Genomic DNA, 19,478 nt, shown 5'->3' with positions numbered 1-19,478 from the left:
GCCGACGATTCCAAAGCCCGACAGGCTGCTAGGTGCCTTGGGCGGCCAGAAAGACCTTGCGAAACGGCCTACTCACCCCAGCAAAGCCTGCGCAAACTCGCGTGCGTCGAAGGTTTCGAGGTCTTCGAGCTTTTCGCCCACGCCGATGAAATACACGGGCACGGGGCGTTCCTGCGCGATCGCGGCGAGTACGCCGCCCTTGGCCGTGCCGTCGAGCTTGGTGACGATCAGGCCCGTGAGCTGCAGCGCGTCGTCGAAGGCGCGCACCTGGGCGAGCGCGTTCTGGCCGGTGTTGCCGTCGATCACGAGCAGCACCTCGTGCGGCGCGCTGGGCTCGGCCTTGGTGATGACGCGGCGGATTTTTTTGAGTTCTTCCATCAGGTGCAGCTGCGTGGGCAGGCGGCCTGCGGTGTCCACGAGCACCACGTCCTTGCCGCGCGCCTTGCCGGCCTGCACGGCGTCGAAGCTCACGGCGGCCGGGTCGCCGCCTTCCTGGCTCACGATCTCGACCGTGTTGCGGTCGGCCCAGACGCCGAGCTGCTCGCGCGCGGCGGCGCGAAAGGTGTCGGCCGCCGCCAGCAGCACATGCGCGCCTTCGTGCGCGAGGTGCCAGGTGAGCTTGCCGATGGAGGTCGTCTTGCCCGCGCCGTTCACGCCCACGACCATGATCACCGTGGGCTGATGTTCGCCGATCACCAGCGGCTTTTGCAGCGGGCGCAGCAGCTCGGTCAGCGCGTCGGCGAGCAGCGCCTTGACGGCGGCGGGCTCGGTGGCTTTGCTTTCCTTGACGCGCCGGCGCAGCTCGGTGAGCAGGCGCTGCGTGGCCTGCACGCCGGTGTCGGCGAGCAGCAGGGCTTCTTCGAGTTCGTCGTAGAGCGCGTCGTCGATCTGCGTGCCCGTGAACACGCTCGCGATGCTCGACCCGGTCTTGCGCAGCCCGGCCTTGAGGCGGTCGAGCCAGCCTTTGCGTTCGGCGGGCGCGGCGGCGGCTTGCGTGGGGGCGGCAGGCTCGGCAGCAATCGGTGCGGACGCTGCCGGGGCCGCTGCGCTGGCTGGCGCGGGTGCAGAGACTGGTGCAGAGACTGGTGCAGAGACTGGTGCAGAGACTGGTGCAGAGACTGGTGCAGAGACTGGTGCAGAGACTGGTGCAGAGACTGGTGCAGAGACTGGTGCAGAGACTGGTGCGGGCGCTTGCGTGTCCGCGGGCGCTGGAGCCGGCTCTGGCACGGAGGTCGGGGCCGATGCGGGCGCGGGCGGCGCGGCGCTCTTGCCCGCAAAGGGATTGCGCAGCCAGCCGAAAGCGCCGGCGCCAGAGGCCGATGCGGGCGCCGCGCTCGCAGCAGGGGCGGACTCCGCAGGCCGGGCCGGGGCTTGCGCCGCCGGGGCGGGCGCGGGCGCAGCATTAGGTGCGGCACTGGGTGCGGCACTGGGTGCGGCAGCGTCCGCGGGCGAGGGGGGGGATTTTTTCTTGAAAAAACTGAACATTGGGCGCTACGTAGAATCTTTCGCTCTGGGGCATACCCCGCTGAGCCAAACCATGAAACGCATTCTGACACTCTATTTCTCTGTGACCGCACTGCTGCGCGGTGTTTTCTGCGCCGGGGCCTTGGTTTTGCTAGGGCCGGGCGCGGCCTGGGCAGACGATTCTGGCGCCGCGCCGCCGCCCATCGCGCCCGCCGCCATGCTGCCGCCCGTTCCCGCCGTGGCGGGCGCGGCGCAGGCGCAGCAGTTCACGCTTGCCAACGGCATGCAGCTCATCGTACTGCCCGACCGACGTGCGCCCACGGCGGTGCACATGGTCTGGGTGCGCGCGGGCGCGATGGACGAGGTCGATGGCACCTCGGGCGTGGCGCATGTGCTCGAACACATGATGTTCAAGGGCTCCAAAAACGTGCCGCCCGGCGAGTTCTCGCGCCGCGTCGCGGCGCTGGGCGGGCAGGAAAACGCTTTCACCGACCGCGACTTCACGGGCTACTACCAGCAGATTCCGGCCAATCGCCTGGCCGAGGTGATGCGCCTGGAGGCCGACCGCTTTGCCCACAACGCCTGGCCTGACGCCGAATTCCGCAAGGAGATCGAAGTCGTCAAGGAAGAGCGCCGCATGCGCACCGAAGACCAGCCGCGCGCCGTGCTGTCCGAGCAATTGTTTGCCACGAGCTTCATGGTTTCGCCCTACCGCCGCCCGGTGGTCGGCTGGATGACCGACCTCGACGCGATGACGCCGGGCGACGTGCGCGCGTTCCACCGCCAGTGGTACGTGCCCGCGAATGCGGCCGTGGTCGTGGTGGGGGATGTCGATGTGGCGCAGGTGCGCGCGCTCGCTGAAAAATACTACGGCCGCATCCCTGCGCGCGCCGTGCCGCCGCGCAAGCCGCGCGCCGAACCCGTGCAGGCCGGGCTGCGGCGCACAGACGTGAAGGCGCCGGCCGAGCAGGCTTTCGTCGCGCTCGCGTTCCACGTGCCCACGCTGCGGCACGTGGATGCGCTCACCGAGGAAGACCGCGACGCGCTCGCGCTCATGGCTTTGTCGGCGGTGCTCAGCGGCTACGACGGCGCGCGCCTGGAGCGTGCGCTCACGCAGGGCGCGCAGCGCGTGGCCGACAGCGCCGACAGCGCGGCCATGGTGTCGGGGCGCGGGCCCAGCCTGTTTTTGCTCATGGGCGTGCCCGCGCAAGGGCGCAGCGCGCAGGAGGTCGAGCAGGCCCTGCGCGCCGAAGTGGCACGCATCGCGCGCGAGGGCGTGAGCGCGCAGGAGCTCGCGCGCGTGCTCACGCAGTGGACGGCTTCGACGATTTACGAGCGCGATTCGCTCATGGCGCGTGCGATGGACCTGGGCAGCAACTGGGTGCTGGGCCTGCCGCTGGACACCGAAGACCGGCTGCTCGCGCTGCTGCGCAGCGTCACGCCGCAGCAATTGCAGCAGGTGGCGGCGCGCTACTTTGGCGACGACCAGCTCACCGTGGGAACGCTGGTGCCGCAGCCCATCGACCCGAACGCACGGCGCAAGGCGCAGGCGCCCGCGATGGGCGGGCCGATCCGCTGAGTTCGCTGGCCTACCCGACACAACGGAGTCCTCCATGCAAAGTATTAAAAGAGTAGCTGCTCGCGCTTTATTCACGGGCGCTATGGCCGTTTTTGGCATCAATCCCGCGTGGGCGTTGCTGCCCATAGAGCACTGGACGCAGCCCAGCGGCGCGCAGGTCTGGCTGGTGCAAAGCCCCTCGCTGCCCATGCTGGATGTGCGCGTCGACTTCGACGCCGGCAAGCGCCGCGACCCGGCGCCGCAGGCGGGGCTGGCCGAGGCCGTGGCGCTGATGGCGTCCAAGGGCGTGCAAGCCGGCAAGGTGAACGGCCAGGACGAGGCGCCGCTCGACGAAAACGCGCTCGGCGCGGCCTGGGCCGATCTGGGTGCGAACTTCGGCGCTGCGGCCGGGGACGACGCGCTGCACTACAGCTTGCGCTCGCTCACCGAGCCTGCGCTGCTCGAGCGCGCCGTGCGTCTGGCTGCGCGGCAGATTGGCACGCCGAGCTGGCCCGAGGACGTGTGGCAGCGCGAGCGCGCACGCTGGAGCGCGAGCATCAAGGAGGCGCACACGCGCCCCGGCACCCTGGCCGAAGAAGCCTTCGCCACCGCAGTCTATGGCAGCCACCCCTACGGCTACCATGCCACCGAGGAGAGCCTCGCGCGCATCGGCGTGGCCGACATGGTGGCGTTCCACGCGCGCTACCTCGCGCCCTGCCGCGCGCGTGTGAGCCTGGTCGGCGCCGTGACGCGCGCGCAGGCCGATGCGCTCGTGGCGACGCTGCTGTCGCGTTTACCGACGCCGCCGCAAGGCTGCGCGCCCCTGCCGCCCGTGCCTGAGGTCACGCCGCTGGCCGCCGCGAAGGAAATCAAAATCCCCTTCGCCTCGGCGCAGGCGCATGTGCTGATCGGGCAGCCGGGCATCGCGCGGCGCGACCCGGACTTTCTCGCGCTGCTCGTGGGCAACCACATCCTCGGCGGCGGCGGCCTGGTTTCGCGCCTGACCGAAGAAGTGCGCGAAAAGCGCGGGCTCAGCTACAGCGTCTATAGCCAGTTCAACCCCGGCCTGCACGCGGGCGCCTTCGTCGTGGGCCTGCAGACGCGCCCCGACCAGGCCGCGCAGGCCGTGCAGGTGGCGCAGGACGTGCTGCGTCGTTACGTCGCCCAAGGCCCGACCGAGGCCGAATTGCGCGCCGCCAAGGACAACCTCATCGGCGGCTTTGCGCTGCGCATAGACAGCAACAGCAAGCTGCTCGCGAACGTCGCCAACATCGCCTGGAACGATCTGCCGCTCGACTATCTCGAGCAATGGACGAAAAAAGTCCAGGCCCTCACGGTGGCCGACGTGCGCGCCGCGCTGCAGCGCAAGCTGCAACCCGAGCGCATGGTCACCGTGATCGTGGGCGGCCAGCCGTGAAGCGTCGCAGCGGCGCGCAAGCGCCTGCGCCTGCAGCCAGAGCCTCGGGCGCACCCATGCGCACGCCCACGGGCCGTGGCGAGGTGCGCATCATCGGCGGGCAATGGAAGCGCACACGCCTGCCCGTGGCGCAGCAGCCGGGCCTGCGCCCCACGCCCGACCGCGTGCGCGAGACCTTGTTCAACTGGCTGGGTTCGAATTTGACGGGCTGGCGCTGCCTCGACGCCTTCGCGGGCACGGGCGCGCTCGGGCTCGAAGCGGCCTCGCGCGGCGCGAACGTGGAACTGGTGGAAAGCGACCCTGTGCTCGTCGCGCGTCTGCGCGCCGTGCTGCAGCGCCTGCAGGTGCCGCCCACGCAGCAAGTGACGGTGCAGCGTGGCGACGGCATCGCGGCGCTGCGCCAGAGCGCGCCTGCAAGCCTGCAGCTGATCTTCCTCGACCCGCCGTTTGCGAGCGACCTGTTCACCCCCGCCTTGCAGGCCGCGCGCCGCGCCGTGGCGCCCCAGGGCTTCGTTTATCTCGAAGCGCCGCACCTGTGGGACGCCGCCGCGCTCGCGCCGCTGGGCTTTGCCGCGCACCGCACGCTGCGCGCCGGCGCCGTGCACGCGCACCTGCTGCGGCCCGTGGAGCTGGTGCAAGACGCTCCTTAATAAATAGCTTCTAGTGCTTGATACATCAGCGTTAGCGGCAATTTTGGTTTGAAATTCCCAGCAGGCGGTAGGCACGCGACATAATCGGCGCTTGCCGTTTTTCGCGGCTTTCGCCGCATCCACCGACAGGAGACTCCCGCCATGGCATCCCCGAGCGTGCTCGCCGTCTATCCCGGAACCTTCGACCCCATCACCCTGGGACACGAAGACCTGGTGCGCCGATCCATACAGTTGTTCGACCGCGTCATCGTCGCCGTGGCTGCGGGGCACCACAAAAAGACCTTGTTCAGCCTCGAAGAGCGCCTGGACATGGTGCGCGAGGTGTTCCGGCCGTATCCGCAGGTGAGCGTGGAGAGTTTCACGGGCCTGATGCGCGACTTCGTCGTCGCGCGCGGCGGCAAGGCCATGATCCGCGGCCTGCGCGCCGTGACCGACTTCGACTACGAATTCCAGCTCGCGGGCATGAACCGCGCGCTCATGCCCGACGTGGAGACGGTGTTCCTCACGCCGGGCGACCAGTATCTTTTCATCAGCAGCACGCTGGTGCGCGAGATCGCGACGCTGGGCGGCGAGGTGGAAAAATTCGTGTCGCCGCCGGTGCTTGCGCGGCTGCAGAAAAAAACGGCCCAAGGAGCGGCGTGACGCGCTTTGCGCGCAGCGCCGGTGCGGGATCAGCGTGCGCCGGAGTCCGGGGCGCTGGCCGGGACGTTGGCAGGCTTGCTGGGGGAGGCGGGCGCAGAGGCCGGTATGGATGCGGGGGCCTGTGCCGCTGCTGGCGCCGCCGGCTTGTTCGCGAGGCTCTCGGGCGTGAGCACCTGCGGCAGCGTCGCACGTTCGCGCGCGGCGGGCTCCTGGGGCAGGTACAAAGGCCCGCGCTGGCCGCAGCCCATCAAGGTCGCCAAGGCTGTCAATGCCCAAAGGCTGGGTAGAATTTTTCGCACATTCCGCATTGGACGCATTGTAATGACCGACCTCGAATTCATGGACCACGCCGAACGCCTGCTGCTGGCCGTCGAACGCAGCTGCGACCGCATCAACGAAACCAGCGATGCCGACCTGGACAGCCAGCGCAGCGGCGGCATGGTGACGATCGCCTTCCCCAACCGCAGCCAGATCGTGATCAACCTGCAAAAGCCGCTGCACGAGGTCTGGATGGCGTCGCAGTCGGGCGGCTATCACTACCGTTTCGACGGCACGAACTGGCAGGATACCAAGGGCGCGGGCGAATTCTTCGCCTGCCTGAGTCGCGAGGCCTCGCGCCAGGCGGGCACGCCGCTCACGTTTGGCGCCTGAATCCCTGCAAACGGCCGCGCCCGCCCGGGTTGGGGCATGGCGGGTAGGTGCATTCAGTTGCGGAACAGGTCGAGGATGCGGCTGCGTTCTTCGCTCGAAGGTGCCGGGGCCGCTCCGGGCGCAGCCGCCGAGGCCGGCCCTGGTGCATCGCCGAGCCCCAGGCTGGCGACGCCGGCATTGCGTGCGTATTCTTCATAGAACCATTCGCCGCCCACGTTCACCACGCCCGGCGGCACCTGCGGCTCTGATACGGGAACGCCGCGCAGCGCGTGCTCCATGAAGCGAATCCAGATGGGCAGACTCAGGCCGCCGCCGGTTTCGCGGCTGCCCAGGTTGCGCGGCGTGTCGTACCCTATCCAGGTGATCGCGGTCAAAGTCGGCTGGAAGCCGGCGAACCAGGCATCTACCGCGTCGTTGGTGGTGCCGGTCTTGCCATAAAGGTCGGGCCGCTTGAGCGTGGCCTGCGCGCGCGCGGCCGTGCCCGAGCGCGTCACCTCTTGCAGCAAGGAATCCATGATGAAGGCATTGCGCGCCGGGATGGCGCGCGCGTCCTCGGCCAGCGCGGGCGGCGTGGTCTCGGACAGCACGCGGCCTTTGTGGTCGGTCACGCGCGCAATCAGCCACGGGTTGATGCGGTAGCCGCCGTTGGCGAACACTGAATACGCTGAAGCCATCTGCATGGGCGTGACCGAGCCCGCGCCCAGCGCCATTGTCAGGTAGGCGGGGTGCTTGTCGGCTTCGAAGCCGAAATGGGTGATCCATTCCTGCGCCGTTTTGGGCCCCACGGCCTGCAGCACGCGGATGGACACCATGTTCTTGGACTTGGCCAGGGCCGTGCGCAAGGGCATGGGGCCTTCGTATTTGCCGTCGTAGTTCTTGGGCTCCCAGGGCTGGGCGCCCGTGGCGCCGGCGTCGAAGAACAGTGGCGCATCGTTCACCACCGTGGCGGGCGTGAAGCCCTTTTCGAGCGCGGCTGAATAAATAAAGGGTTTGAAGCTCGAGCCCGGCTGGCGCCAGGCCTGCGTGACGTGGTTGAACTTGTTCTTTTGAAAATCGAAACCGCCCACCAGTGCCTTGATGGCACCATTGAGCGGTTCTATGGCGACGAAAGCGCCCTCGACTTCGGGCAGTTGCGTGATGTCCCAGGTGTTTTTGGGCGTTTTGATGATACGGATCACGGCGCCGCGGCGGATTTTGATATTTGGCGGCGCCTTGTCGCTGAGGCCGGATTCGGCGGGCTTGAGCCCTTCGCCGGTGATCTCCACGCGGTCGCCATTGGCGCGTAATGCCACGATTTTGCGCGGGCTGGCTTCGAGCACCACAGCCGCCAGCACGTCGCCGTTGTCTGGGTGATTGGCCAGCGCATCGTCGACGGCATCCTCGATCGCCTGGACATCGCCGGGGAGGTCCACGAACTGCTCCGGCCCGCGGTAGTGCTGGCGCCGTTCATAGTCCATGATGCCGCGGCGCAGGGCCTGGTAGGCGGCATTCTGGTCGCCGGCATTCACGGTCGTATAGACATTCAGCCCGCGTGTGTAGGCTTCGTTGCCATACTGGGCGAAGACCAGCTGGCGCACCATTTCGGCCACGTATTCGGCATGCACGCGCGCATTGTCCGTTGCCGTGCGTAGCTGGAGCTTCTCTGCCCGCGCCGCAGCCGCTTCCTGAGGCGTAATGAAGCCGTTCTCTTCCATGCGGTCGATGATGTAGAGCTGGCGCACCCGGGCACGCTTGGGGTTGCTGATCGGGTTGTAGGCCGAGGGCGCCTTGGGCAGGCCCGCGAGCATGGCCGCCTCGGCAATCGTGATGGACTTGAGCGGTTTGCCGAAGTACGCCTCGGATGCCGCAGCAAAACCATAGGCGCGGTTGCCGAGGTAAATCTGGTTCATGTAAATCTCGAGGATCTGGTTTTTGGTCAGCGAATGCTCGAGCTTGAACGTGAGTAATATTTCGTAAATTTTCCGTGTGAAAGTTTTTTCTGAAGACAGGTACACATTGCGCGCCACTTGCATGGTGATGGTCGAAGCGCCCTGGCTTTTCACGTGCCCCAGGTTCGCCAGCGCGGCGCGCAGCATGCCCTTGTAATCGACGCCGCCGTGCTCGAAAAACCGCGTGTCTTCGATCGCCAGCACGGCGTCCTTCATCACCTTTGGGATTTCATCGATGGGTGTGAGGGTGCGGCGCTCTTCGCCAAACTCACCCAGCAGCGCACCTTCGGACGAATAGACGCGCAGCGGCAGCTTGGGGCGGTAGTCGGCCAGGTCGGAAACGTCGGGAAGATTGGGGTAGGCCATGGCCAGTGCCACGGCGATAACGCAGCCCAAGGCCAGGGCGCCCGCTACAGCCAAGCCGCCGAGCCATAGCACGATGCGCGCAAGCCAACGCAGCCAGCTTGGACGCCTCCTCGGAGTCGACGAGGGCGGATCAGAAGGGGCCTTGGGCGAAGAGGGTGCTGGCATGGGGGGATGCAGAAGCAAAACGCGCGATTATAAAAATTGGGCGCCCGAGGCCGTAACAATGCTTGACGGTCACACGAAAAGGCCGCCTGCCACGGCGCGCGTTGCGCCGGATAGAGGTGGCATCCCTTGCCATCTTCCCCGCAAAAGCGTCTGCTTTTGGCAACGCTACGCAGCAGTCAAGGGCTGTAAAAACTTTGTTGGCAAACTATCTTGCTGATAGCATCCGTAGCCAATGTGATGTTTTGTTGCGTCAGTGCGGCGCGTTGTTACAGGGAGGACCATCTTGATCTCTTTGGGATCTTTATTCAGTCGAGAGCCGGCGCCGCTGCTTGGTATCGACATCAGTTCCTCCAGCGTCAAGCTCGTGGAACTCGATCGCGACCAAACGGGCCGCTTGGTGCTGGAGGCTTGCGCCATAGAACCCCTGGAGCCTGGCTGGGTCACCGAAGGCAACATCGAAAAATTCGACGAAGTTGCCGAGGCTCTGCGGCGCCTGGTCAAAAAAAGCGGTACCCGAGCCAAAAACGCCGCCCTGGCGCTGCCGCCGTCGGCGGTCATCACCAAAAGAATCACCTTGCCCGGTGGAATGTCGGAGCAGGAGCTCGAGGTCCAGGTGGAGTCCGAGGCCAACCAATACATCCCTTTTTCGCTCGACGAGGTGAGCCTCGACTTTTGCATGATCGGCCCCAACAAGAACATGCCTGGCGAAGTCGATGTTCTGCTGGCAGCTTCGCGCCGGGAAAAAGTGCAGGATCGCCAGGGCCTGGCCGAGGCCGCAGGCCTCAAGGCCGTGGTCATGGACATCGAATCGTTCGCGGCCCGGCGGGCGGCCGGGCGCTTGATGGAAGCTATGCCCGGGAAAGGCGCAGATGCCTTGGTGGCCTTGTTCGAGATCGGGGCGCAGACCACCAGCATGCAGGTGCTGCGCAATGAGGAGGTGCTATACGAGCGTGACCAGGCCTTTGGCGGCGCGCAACTGACGCAACTGATCGTGCGCCAGTATGGTTTTTCACTGGAAGAGGCGGAGGGCAAAAAACGCAATGGCGAGCTGCCGGAGGACTACGCGTCCTTGGTGTTGCGCCCCTTTGTCGACAGCATGGCGCAAGAACTCGGCCGGGCCTTGCAATTCTTTTTTACCAGCACGCCCTATAACCGTGTGGATCACATCTTGCTGGCAGGAGGGTCCGCACCCTTGCCTGGTTTGACGGATGCAGTGAGTCGGCAAACAGGCTTCTCCTGCAGCGTTGTCAATCCTTTCGAGGGCATGGAGCTTGGTAATTCTGTGCGCTTGAAAAAAATGGCACGTGAAGCGCCTTCCTATTTGACGGCGTGCGGATTGGCGATGAGGAGGTTCCTTCTGTGATTTTGATCAATTTGCTCCCGCACCGAGAAGCGGCACGCAAACACCGGCGTGAGCTTTTCCAGGCGACGATGTTTGCCTCGTTTCTGGCAGGCTTGGTCGTGGCCGGCATCATTTATATGTGGCTGCAAAACAGAATTGCAGATCAACAAGGGAGAAACGGCTTTCTGCAAAGCGAAATCAAGGTGCTGGAAGGCCAAATCAAGGAAATTGCCACGCTGGAAGATGAAATTGCAGCCCTGCGGGCGCGCCAGAAGGCAGTGGAAGATTTGCAGGCAGATCGGAATCTGCCAGTGCACTTGCTTAACGAACTCACGAAGCAATTGCCGGAGGGTGTTTACTTGACAAGTCTCAAGCAAACGGGGCAGACGATTTCCATGCAGGGCGTGGCGCAGTCGAACGAAAGAGTCTCTGAATTGTTGCGCAATTTGAGCAACAATACCCCATGGTTTACCAAGCCAGAGTTGATAGAAATTGTGAGCAACAATGTGTCCTTGAGCCCAAGAGATCAACGGCGTGTTGCCGCTTTCAATCTGCGCTTTCAATTGCTGCGTGCGAGCGACGTGAAGAACGCCACGAATCCAGCGAGTGCGCCAGCCGGTGCTTCCGTAGGAAAGTGAGCCATGGCAAAAAAACAATACCCTCAGATCGATTTTGCCGCTCTGCAGCAAAATTTACAGCGACAATTCAGCAATCTCGATACCAAAGACCCCGCTGCATGGCCTATGCTGCCCAAGGTGCTGCTGTGTGCCTTTATAGCAATCGCAGTGGTCGTGGTGGCCTGGTATCTGATGCTGACGGATTATCAGTCAGAATTGGAGGCAGAGCGCAGTAAAGAGGTTGCACTGCGCGAAGATTATCAGAAAAAACTGGCGAAAGCGATCAATCTGGATGCGCTGAAGAAGCAGCGTGAACAGATTCAGCAATATGTTGTGCAGCTGGAAAAACAGCTTCCCAGCAAGGCGGAAATGGCAGCATTGTTGTCCGACATCAATCAGGCAGGTTTGGGGAGGAGTCTGCAGTTTGATTTGTTTCGCCCAGGTCAGGTCGTGGTGCGGGATTATTATGCAGAGTTACCCATCGCAATTCGAATTACGGGGAAATACCATGATATGGGGGAATTTGCTGCGGATATTGCGCAACTCTCGCGTATTGTTACTTTGAATGACATTTCAGTAGCCCCTGTGGGGAAAGACGCAAACATTTTGGCTATGGATGCTACGGCACGTACTTTCCGCTATCTGGATCCAGAGGAAGTGCAGGCGCAAAAGAAAGCGGGAGGAAAAAAATGAAAATTGCCCGCCATGCAATTGTGATGGGATCCCTGGCTGTTTTGTCGGGGTGTGGGGCGTCTAGCGAAGACGAGCTGCGCCAATGGATGGCAGAATTGCGCGCTTCGACCAAGCCCCATGTGGCACCCATAGAGGAGCCCAAAAAATTTCAGCCACAAAAATACTCTGCTGCAGCAGAACTGGATCCTTTCAATCTCAGCAGATTGACCATGGCGCTGAAAAAGGATTCGGCGCAGAATGCCTCCAATGCGGCGCTGATTGCGCCGGAATTGGCACGCAGAAAAGAGCCGCTGGAAGCATTTCCACTCGATGCCATGGTAATGGTGGGAAGCATGAATAAAAACGGGAAGCCAGTGGCGTTGTTAAAGGTTGATAATCTGCTCTACCAGGTATATCTCGGTAATTATCTCGGGCCGAATTATGGCAAAGTTGTAGGAATATCGGAAACGGCCATAAAAATTCGCGAAATTGTCCAAGATGTAACTGGTGAATGGACGGAACGCATCGCTACGCTCGAATTGCAAGAGGGTAAAAAATGAAAGTCACAAGATTCTGGCTTATGAAGCAATGGCGCAATGTATTCGTGGCGCTGCTTGCTACCACGTTGACTGCGCTCGCCATGGCGCAAAATGCCATCACCGCCGTCACCGGAAATGTGCAGGGCGGCGCGGAGGTCGTGCGTATAGACCTGTCCGAGCCGCTCTCTGGCGTCCCCAGTGGCTTCGTCATCCAGTCGCCAGCGCGCATAGCCCTTGATTTCCCCGGGGTGTCGAATGGGCTGGGCCGCTCCACGGTGGACGTGAACCAGGGCAACCTGAAATCGGTCAATGTGGTGCAGGCCGGCGACCGGACGCGCGTGGTTTTGAATCTCAAGCAGGCTACGCCCTATCAAACGGAAATCAAAGGGAAGTCTCTCTACATTTCGCTGACCCCTGTTTCCACCAGCACCGTAGCGCCGCAGCAGCCCCCGGTATTTGCCGAAAACCTGAACAGCGATGTGCTCCCCCTCAAAGACGTGGACTTTCGTCGCGCAGCGGATGGCGCCGGGCGCGTCATCATCGGGCTTGCCAATAACCAGGTGGGCGTTGACTTGCGCAAGCAAGGAAAAGGGCTGGCCATAGATTTTCTGAAAACATCGCTGCCTGAAGGGCTGCGCCGGCGCCTGGATGTCACGGACTTCGGCACCCCCGTGCAGTTGGTAACCACCGTGCAGCAGGGTGATCGCGTGCGCATGACGATCGATGTCGCGGGCGATTGGGAGCACAGTGCCTACCAGGCGGACAATCAGTTTGTCGTGGAAATCAGGCAGCAAAAGAAAGACCTGTCAAAACTCACCCCCGGCCCAGGATATAGCGGCGAAAGGCTGTCGCTGAACTTCCAGAATATCGAGGTGCGTTCACTCCTGCAGGTGATTGCAGATTTTACAAACTTCAATATCGTGACCTCGGACACGGTGACGGGCTCGCTGACCCTGCGTCTCAAGGATGTTCCATGGGATCAGGCGCTGCAAATCATCATGGACGCCAAAGGCCTCGGGATGCGCAAGTCCGGAACGGTGCTTTGGATTGCGCCAAAGGATGAGATTGATGCGCGTACCAAGAAGGATTTTGAAGCGGCGCAGGCCATTCAGAAACTGGAGCCTCTTAGAACGCAGTCCTTTCAGTTGAATTATGCCAAGGCCAACGACATCGTCAATCAACTGACCAACACCAATACCGGTGGCACAGGGAATAACACGCGTTTTCTGACCGAGCGTGGGAACGTGATCGCAGAGCCGCGTACCAACCAAATTTTTGTCACCGACACTCCGAGCAAGCTGGAGGACGTGCGGCAATTGCTGTTGTCGCTCGACGTGCCCGTGCGCCAGGTGTTGATCGAGGCGCGCATTGTGGAGGCGCGGGATTCATTCGGTCGTTCGCTGGGCGTTCGACTTGGCGGGGCAGACCTACGCGCACAAAATGGCGGCGATGGCGGCTACAAGCTCAGTGGCGACAACCGGGTCGTCTTCGGCACTAATTATGGTAATGCTGTGGCATCTGCGGGTGCTGGGGGCACCGTTAACACGACGGGAAGTTTTGTAAACTTGCCGGCCAGCCTGCCCAACGTCAATGGGGCGGCCAGCTTTGCTCTTTCAATTTTTAACTCCGCGGCCAACCGTTTTTTAACACTGGAACTTTCTGCCATGGAGTCGGATGGCACAGGGCGCATCGTTTCCAGTCCGCGGCTCATCACTGCAGATCAGACGAAGGCACTCATCGAACAGGGCACGGAGTATCCGTATTCTGTAACGGCCCCCAATGGGGCAACGTCGATTGCATTCAAGAAAGCGGTTCTCAAACTGGAAGTTACGCCGCAAATTACACCTGAGGGGAATATCATTCTCGATCTGGACGTCAATAAGGACAGCCGTGGCGAAACGACGACACAAGGCGTGGCCATCGATACCAAACATGTAAAAACGCAGGTGCTCGTAGAAAATGGGGGGACGGTGGTGATCGGCGGCATCTTCTCGCTGGATGAAAGCGATCAAGTGAACAAAGTGCCGCTCTTGGGGGATATTCCTGTGATGGGAAATTTGTTCAAAAATAAAACGAAGCAATCCACCAAGCAGGAAATGTTGGTTTTTATCACGCCAAAAGTTATCACCGATCGCGGTCCCAGTCGATAATTGGGGAAAGTATATTTTTTCGTAGGAGCTTAAAAGATGAGATATTATGGCGTTATTATATTATCCATGGTTGCGGCGTTGACGGCCTGCGGAGGGGGCGGGGGGAGCCCTGGCACATCGAATTTTGGGAGCGGAAGTTCGCAAGCGGGCAATAATTATCCTGTAATTAAAACCTCTTTATTGAAAGATTCTGCCAATTTAGATACTACTAGTATCGCGGCTTCAGGTTATACATTTTTATACGTGATGCTGGTTGATCCTCATGGAAATCCCATATCTGGACAAGTGATAGATGTAAGTGGAGATGCAACTCAAGTTAGCTTCCCAGAGGGCCCCTCTGGTCTGACCGATGCATCAGGCTTGGCCAAGATCAAAATTGCGCGAGCGTCATTGTCGGCGAGCGGTGCTGGTGCACTGACCGTGACTTACAGTTATAAAGTTGGCAATCTTCAAAAATATCCGGACGGCTCAGCAACACCGACTTCAGATAAGGTTATTACGGTTTATACCGGTTACCAGTTGGTGTCAGCTAATGTGACATTGAGCAATTTTAATGTCGGCGGATCTCCCTTGCCTGCCTACGGTACTCAAACGGTTTCGGTGCAGGCGAATGTGAATGGCACCCCTTCCAGTTCGCCGATTCAAGTTAGCTTTACCGCATCCTGCGGGCAGATGCTACCGGCAGCTATCACTACTGATAGCAACGGTGTCGCCACCGTCAGCTATTCGGCTACAGACCCCGCTGGAGCTACGCAAAGCACATTAGGCTGTAGTGGTCAGACAGTAACTATTTCGGCTAGCGCGCAGGGTGCTGGTGCAATAACGAACACGCTAAATATAGCCAGTGCGCCTGCCACCAATATGAGTTTTCTCGATGCGACACCCACGCGTATTTACTTGGCGAATTCAGGTTCCCAAACCCAATCTATCGTGCGATTCAAACTTGTCAATGCGAGAGGTGATCCACAGCCCAATCAAAATGTCATTTTGAGTCTTAAAACATTGAATGGCGGTACTCCTAAAGCAACATTAGGGAAACCGGGAAATATAAATCCATCGCCTGGCACCACGGATGGGAGTGGGATAGTATCTATACCGGTGTTTTCTGGTACTGTGCCTACGAATGTACTTGTGAATGCGATGTTGGTCAGCAATTCCGCAGTGCAATCAGATTCTGCTGTATTGACGATTGCCTCTGGACGCCCGGCACAGGCTCGCGTAAGTTTATCGCTCGAGAAGTTTTCGATTGAAGGGGCAAATATTGATGGAGAAGAATCCAGCGTGACCATGTCTCTAGCGGATCGCCAGGGGAATCCTGTACCTGATGGCACAGCAGTGAATTTCGTGACCTCCGGCGGAGTGATGATTCCTCCGACCTGTATTACAGGTGCAATTTCTGGGGATTCCCAATGTTCCGTAAAAATTCGTGCACAAAATCCCCGCTCCCAAAATGGTCGGGTGTATATTTTGGCGTACGCTGCAGGTGAAGAAGACTTCGTCGATGCAAACTTCAATAACGTCTATGATTGTGGTGAGTCTTTCACTGATCTGGGGACGGCTTATCTGGATTCAAATCATAATGGAGTTTATGATCCAGGTGAGTTTTCTGTACCACGTGCAGGGTCTCCAAGTACCTGCGGAACTGCTACAACACCTACTCCGATGAAGGGAGATGGTGTTTTTGGGGGGGCTGATGTTCGCGCTCAAATGCCTATTGTTTTTGCTACAAGTCACGCGAAAATCTCCGGCTCTATAGGTGGGGGAACGCTAAATTTAACGATTGGAGATGACAATGGCAACAGTATGCCTACGGGTAGCTCCGTAGCAGTTACAGGGACACCAACTGGCGCCGGTAGTTTAGGCTGTGCTGTAAATGCCAATGCTTTGTTCACGATTCCAAATTCTTTAGCGCCCTCTACTGTCCCGGTTTCTTATGTTTGCAAGACGGGGGATACGCTTACGGTTCAGGTGACCACGCCCAACAATATCGTTACTAATCAACAATTCATAGTCCCTTGAAATTCTTTGCACCAGTTTCTTCTATCTACCATATCACCCTTATCGGCCTCCCCGGTTCCGGCAAGTCCACCGTGGGCAGGCAGCTCGCGCGGCGCTTGAAGGTGGGGTTCGTCGACTCCGACCAGGTGCTCGAGTGGCGCCTGGGTTGCTCGATCCGGGAGTTTTTCGAGCGCGAGGGTGAGGAGCGCTTTCGGGACTTGGAGCAGCAGGTGCTCGATGAATTGACGCGCTCTCCAGCGTCCTCCGAGCCTTGCGTGCTTTCCACGGGGGGCGGGGCGGTGCTGCGCGCGGCGAACCGGGCGGTGCTGCGCGAGCGCTGCACCGTGGTGTATTTGCGTTCGGCGCCTGAAGAAATTTTCCGGCGCCTGCGGCATGACAAGTCGCGGCCGCTGCTGCAGGTGGCGGACCCGCTTGCGCGTTTGCGCGAGCTGTACGCGCAGCGCGATCCGCTGTACCGTGAGACGGCACATTTCGTGATCGAGACGGGGCGGCCTTCGGTGGCCACCTTGGTCAACATGATCGTCATGCAACTGGAGTTGGCGGCGCCGCCGTCGGTTGCGCCTGCTGGCGATGGGGTTGGGGCTGCACCCAACGGAACCCTATCCTGATCCTGCGTCGGAAAGGGGGCCGCAGGCCACGCGGCGGTGTGCGCAGCTGCTCTACACTTGCCGGTATGCAAGCAGAGAACCTCTTGGCGCCGTCCGGCGCTCTTCCCGAATTTCCCCCCATTTTGCGCGCAGCGGCCACCTCTGGTGTGCGCCCGCCCACGCAAGAGGTGCGCATAGCCTTGGGCGAGCGCAGCTATCCGATTTTCATTGGCAGCGGTTTGCTCGGCGATGCAGCGCGCTATGCGGGTTTGCCTGCGGCTTCAGCGGCGCTGATCGTGACCAACACCACCGTCGCGCCCCTGTACGCCGAGCGCCTGCGCGCCGCCTTGCAGGGCATCTATCCCACGGTGTACCTGCTCGCCCTGCCTGACGGCGAGCCATACAAGGACTGGCAGACGCTGAACCTGATTTTCGACGCGCTGCTGCAGCACGGCTGCGACCGCAAGACGGTGCTTTTTGCGCTCGGAGGCGGCGTGGTGGGCGACATGACGGGGTTTGCGGCCGCGTGCTACATGCGCGGCGTGCCTTTCGTGCAGGTGCCGACGACCTTGCTCGCGCAGGTCGATTCGTCGGTGGGCGGCAAGACCGGCATCAACCATCCGCTGGGCAAGAACATGATCGGCGCGTTCTACCAGCCGCGCCTCGTGGTGTGCGACCTCGATACGCTGGACACGCTGCCCGCGCGCGAGTTCAGCGCAGGGCTGGCCGAAGTCATCAAATACGGGCCCATCGCCGACATGGCTTTCATGGATTGGCTCGAGACGGGCATGGACGCGCTGCGCGCACGCGAGCGCGGCGCCCTCGCGCATGCGGTGCGGCGCAGCTGCGAGATCAAAGCCTGGGTGGTGGGGCAGGACGAGCGTGAATCGGGCTTGCGCGCGATCCTCAACTTCGGCCACACCTTCGGCCACGCGATCGAGGCGGGCCTGGGCTATGGCCAATGGCTGCATGGCGAGGCCGTGGGCGCGGGCATGGTGCTCGCGGCCGAGCTGTCGCGCGCGCTGGGTCTGGTGGATGCGGCTTTCACGGAGCGCCTCGTGCGCCTGATCGAGCGCGCTGGGCTGCCAGTGCGTGCGCCGGTGCTCGACAGCAAGGACAACGCCGGGCGCTACCTCGAGCTCATGCGCGTGGACAAAAAGGCCGAAGGCGGGGCGATTCGCTTCGTGCTGATCGACGGCCCCGGGCGCGCGGTGCTTCGCGCCGTGCCCGATGCGCAGGTGCGCGCCGTGATCGATGCCGGTTGTGCCTGAGCGACGCTGGCACCATAACTCCTCTATCGATAGCTGCTTGCGCTTGCTACACAAGGGCTAGAGGCCGATTTGATTCAAAATTCAGAGCTTGCCCCCTACGCCTGCGACCCGGCGCATTCGCGCGGGCGGCGCTACCCGCAGCCCGCCGCACCCACGCGCAACGCGTACCAACGCGACCGCGACCGCATCGTGCATTCGACGGCGTTTCGGCGCCTGGTTTACAAGACGCAGGTGTTTTTGAACCACGAGGGCGACCTGTTTCGTACGCGGCTCACGCACTCGCTCGAGGTGGCGCAGCTCGGGCGTTCGATCGCACGCTCGCTGCGGCTGCATGAAGACCTGGTGGAGGCGATCTCACTCGCGCACGACCTGGGCCACACGCCTTTCGGGCACGCAGGGCAGGACGCGCTGCACCGTTGCATGCAGGCGTGGGGCGGCTTCGAGCACAACCTGCAAAGCCTGCGCGTGGTCGATCATCTCGAAGAGCGCTACCCCGACTATGACGGGCTCAACCTCATGTTCGAGACGCGCGAGGGCATCCTCAAGCATTGTTCGCTGGAACACGCACGCCAGCTCGAAGCGCAGGAGCCCGGCGGCGTGGGGGCGCGCTTTTTGCGCCGCGAGCAGCCCAGCCTCGAGGCGCAGCTGTGCAACCTTGCCGACGAGATTGCCTACAACGCGCATGACATCGACGACGGTGTGCGCTCGGGCCTGATCACGCTCGCGCAGGTGGCCGAGGTGCCGCTGTTCGCGAAGTTCATGGCCCAGGCGCTGGCCGAGCACCCGCAGCTGCAAGCGCCCGAACGCCAGCGGCGCCTGCTCTACGAGGCCACACGCCGCATGCTGAGCGCGCAGGTGTACGACGTGATCGACGCGACGCGGGCCGCTTTGGACAATGCGGGCGTGGCGAGCGTGCAGGAGGTGCGCGCCCAGGCCGCGCCGCTGGTGCGCTTCAGCGCCTCCATGCGCGCGCAGTCCGCGGCGCTCAAGCGCTTTTTGTTCCAGAACCTGTACCGCCACCCGCAAGTCGTCGAAACCACGGGGCGGGCGCAGCGCGTGGTGGAGGGGCTTTTTGCGGCCTATTTGGAGCGCACCGCAGAGATGAAACCCGGTTTTGCGCAGCGCGCCCTGCAAGGCGACGCGGTCGCGCGGGCGCGCGCCGTGGCCGACTTCATCGCGGGCATGACAGACCGCTTCGCACTGCGCGAGCACCGGCGCTTGACTGGGGAGCGCTGGCTCGCGGCAGACTAGCAGCCTGTCGGACTTTGGAATCGTCGGCTGCGAATGCGCCGCAGCGGCCCATTTTTTACCGTCTTCTTGCCCCATAGTCCCGCTAGGGTGCGATTCAAACTGATGTGCCCATCAAGCCGCATAAAGGTAAGTGGTAGCCCAGTAGCTGGCCCACTCGCTGTTTGCGCGGTTGACGCGAAGGGCAAGCAT

At 62.0% G+C, this 19,478-nt stretch carries 17 protein-coding genes; 14 read left to right on the top strand and 3 right to left on the bottom strand.

Annotation, left to right across the window (positions count from 1 at the left end; genetic code table 11):
* Positions 1-72 precede the first annotated feature (72 nt).
* Positions 73-1,485 (bottom strand): signal recognition particle-docking protein FtsY, encoded by a 1,413-nt coding sequence (gene ftsY, locus PYV55_RS00440; RefSeq protein ID WP_275848218.1) that lies wholly within the window; start codon positions 1,483-1,485, stop codon positions 73-75.
* 52 nt (positions 1,486-1,537) lie between these two features.
* On the opposite strand from ftsY, the gene PYV55_RS00435 reads away from it, so the two are divergent.
* The 4 genes from PYV55_RS00435 (at position 1,538) to coaD (ending at position 5,731) form a co-directional block, all read left to right on the top strand.
* Positions 1,538-3,043 (top strand): M16 family metallopeptidase, encoded by a 1,506-nt coding sequence (locus PYV55_RS00435; RefSeq protein WP_275848216.1) that lies wholly within the window; start codon positions 1,538-1,540, stop codon positions 3,041-3,043.
* Between the two features lie 34 nt (positions 3,044-3,077).
* Complete coding sequence (locus PYV55_RS00430; protein ID WP_275848214.1) at positions 3,078-4,439, top strand: M16 family metallopeptidase; 1,362 nt, start codon at positions 3,078-3,080, stop codon at positions 4,437-4,439.
* Positions 4,436-5,089 carry a 16S rRNA (guanine(966)-N(2))-methyltransferase RsmD gene (rsmD, locus tag PYV55_RS00425; RefSeq protein ID WP_407066744.1) on the top strand — a complete coding sequence of 218 codons (654 nt, stop codon included), beginning with the start codon at positions 4,436-4,438 and terminating at the stop codon, positions 5,087-5,089. Before PYV55_RS00430 ends, rsmD begins: the two co-directional genes overlap by 4 nt.
* A gap of 141 nt (positions 5,090-5,230) precedes the next feature.
* Positions 5,231-5,731, top strand: a complete 501-nt coding sequence (gene coaD, locus PYV55_RS00420; RefSeq protein WP_275848212.1) for a pantetheine-phosphate adenylyltransferase — start codon at positions 5,231-5,233, stop codon at positions 5,729-5,731.
* A 29-nt stretch (positions 5,732-5,760) separates the two neighbouring features.
* Here coaD and lptM read toward each other — a convergent pair whose 3' ends face one another.
* On the bottom strand, positions 5,761-6,039 hold the full coding sequence (gene lptM, locus PYV55_RS00415) for an LPS translocon maturation chaperone LptM (RefSeq protein ID WP_275848210.1): 279 nt from the start codon (positions 6,037-6,039) through the stop codon (positions 5,761-5,763).
* 13 nt (positions 6,040-6,052) lie between these two features.
* On the opposite strand from lptM, the gene cyaY reads away from it, so the two are divergent.
* Positions 6,053-6,382 carry an iron donor protein CyaY gene (gene cyaY, locus PYV55_RS00410; RefSeq protein ID WP_275848208.1) on the top strand — a complete coding sequence of 110 codons (330 nt, stop codon included), beginning with the start codon at positions 6,053-6,055 and terminating at the stop codon, positions 6,380-6,382.
* Between the two features lie 53 nt (positions 6,383-6,435).
* Here the strand turns inward: cyaY and PYV55_RS00405 are convergent, their stop codons facing one another.
* Positions 6,436-8,841: a penicillin-binding protein 1A gene (locus PYV55_RS00405; RefSeq protein ID WP_275848206.1), complete on the bottom strand. Its 2,406-nt coding sequence runs from the start codon at positions 8,839-8,841 to the stop codon at positions 6,436-6,438.
* A 283-nt stretch (positions 8,842-9,124) separates the two neighbouring features.
* On the opposite strand from PYV55_RS00405, the gene PYV55_RS00400 reads away from it, so the two are divergent.
* The 9 genes from PYV55_RS00400 to PYV55_RS00360 all read left to right on the top strand — a co-directional run bounded on the left by PYV55_RS00400 (position 9,125) and on the right by PYV55_RS00360 (position 19,289).
* A complete protein-coding gene (locus PYV55_RS00400; RefSeq protein WP_275848204.1) occupies positions 9,125-10,204 on the top strand; it encodes a pilus assembly protein PilM in 1,080 nt (359 codons plus the stop codon).
* Positions 10,201-10,821, top strand: a complete 621-nt coding sequence (locus tag PYV55_RS00395) for a PilN domain-containing protein (protein ID WP_275848202.1) — start codon at positions 10,201-10,203, stop codon at positions 10,819-10,821. The genes PYV55_RS00400 and PYV55_RS00395 overlap by 4 nt, the downstream gene beginning before the upstream one ends.
* Before the next feature lie 3 nt (positions 10,822-10,824).
* Positions 10,825-11,493 carry a type IV pilus inner membrane component PilO gene (locus tag PYV55_RS00390; protein WP_275848199.1) on the top strand — a complete coding sequence of 223 codons (669 nt, stop codon included), beginning with the start codon at positions 10,825-10,827 and terminating at the stop codon, positions 11,491-11,493.
* Entirely contained in the window at positions 11,490-12,032 is a 543-nt protein-coding gene (locus PYV55_RS00385; protein ID WP_275848196.1) for a pilus assembly protein PilP, read from the top strand. The genes PYV55_RS00390 and PYV55_RS00385 overlap by 4 nt, the downstream gene beginning before the upstream one ends.
* A gap of 20 nt (positions 12,033-12,052) precedes the next feature.
* Entirely contained in the window at positions 12,053-14,161 is a 2,109-nt protein-coding gene (pilQ, locus tag PYV55_RS00380; RefSeq protein ID WP_275848338.1) for a type IV pilus secretin PilQ, read from the top strand.
* A gap of 36 nt (positions 14,162-14,197) precedes the next feature.
* Complete coding sequence (locus PYV55_RS00375) at positions 14,198-16,180, top strand: hypothetical protein (RefSeq protein ID WP_275848195.1); 1,983 nt, start codon at positions 14,198-14,200, stop codon at positions 16,178-16,180.
* Positions 16,181-16,221: 41 nt separating this feature from the next.
* Entirely contained in the window at positions 16,222-16,788 is a 567-nt protein-coding gene (locus tag PYV55_RS00370; protein ID WP_275848337.1) for a shikimate kinase, read from the top strand.
* Between the two features lie 65 nt (positions 16,789-16,853).
* A complete protein-coding gene (gene aroB / locus PYV55_RS00365; RefSeq protein ID WP_275848193.1) occupies positions 16,854-18,038 on the top strand; it encodes a 3-dehydroquinate synthase in 1,185 nt (394 codons plus the stop codon).
* Positions 18,039-18,110: 72 nt separating this feature from the next.
* Positions 18,111-19,289: a deoxyguanosinetriphosphate triphosphohydrolase gene (locus PYV55_RS00360; protein WP_275848335.1), complete on the top strand. Its 1,179-nt coding sequence runs from the start codon at positions 18,111-18,113 to the stop codon at positions 19,287-19,289.
* The last annotated feature ends 189 nt before the right edge of the window (positions 19,290-19,478 follow it).

It is taken from the genome of Extensimonas soli, from assembly GCF_029211265.1.
Classification (GTDB): Bacteria; Pseudomonadota; Gammaproteobacteria; order Burkholderiales; family Burkholderiaceae_C; genus Extensimonas; species Extensimonas soli.
This window is presented reverse-complemented; position numbering and strand designations above follow the sequence as displayed.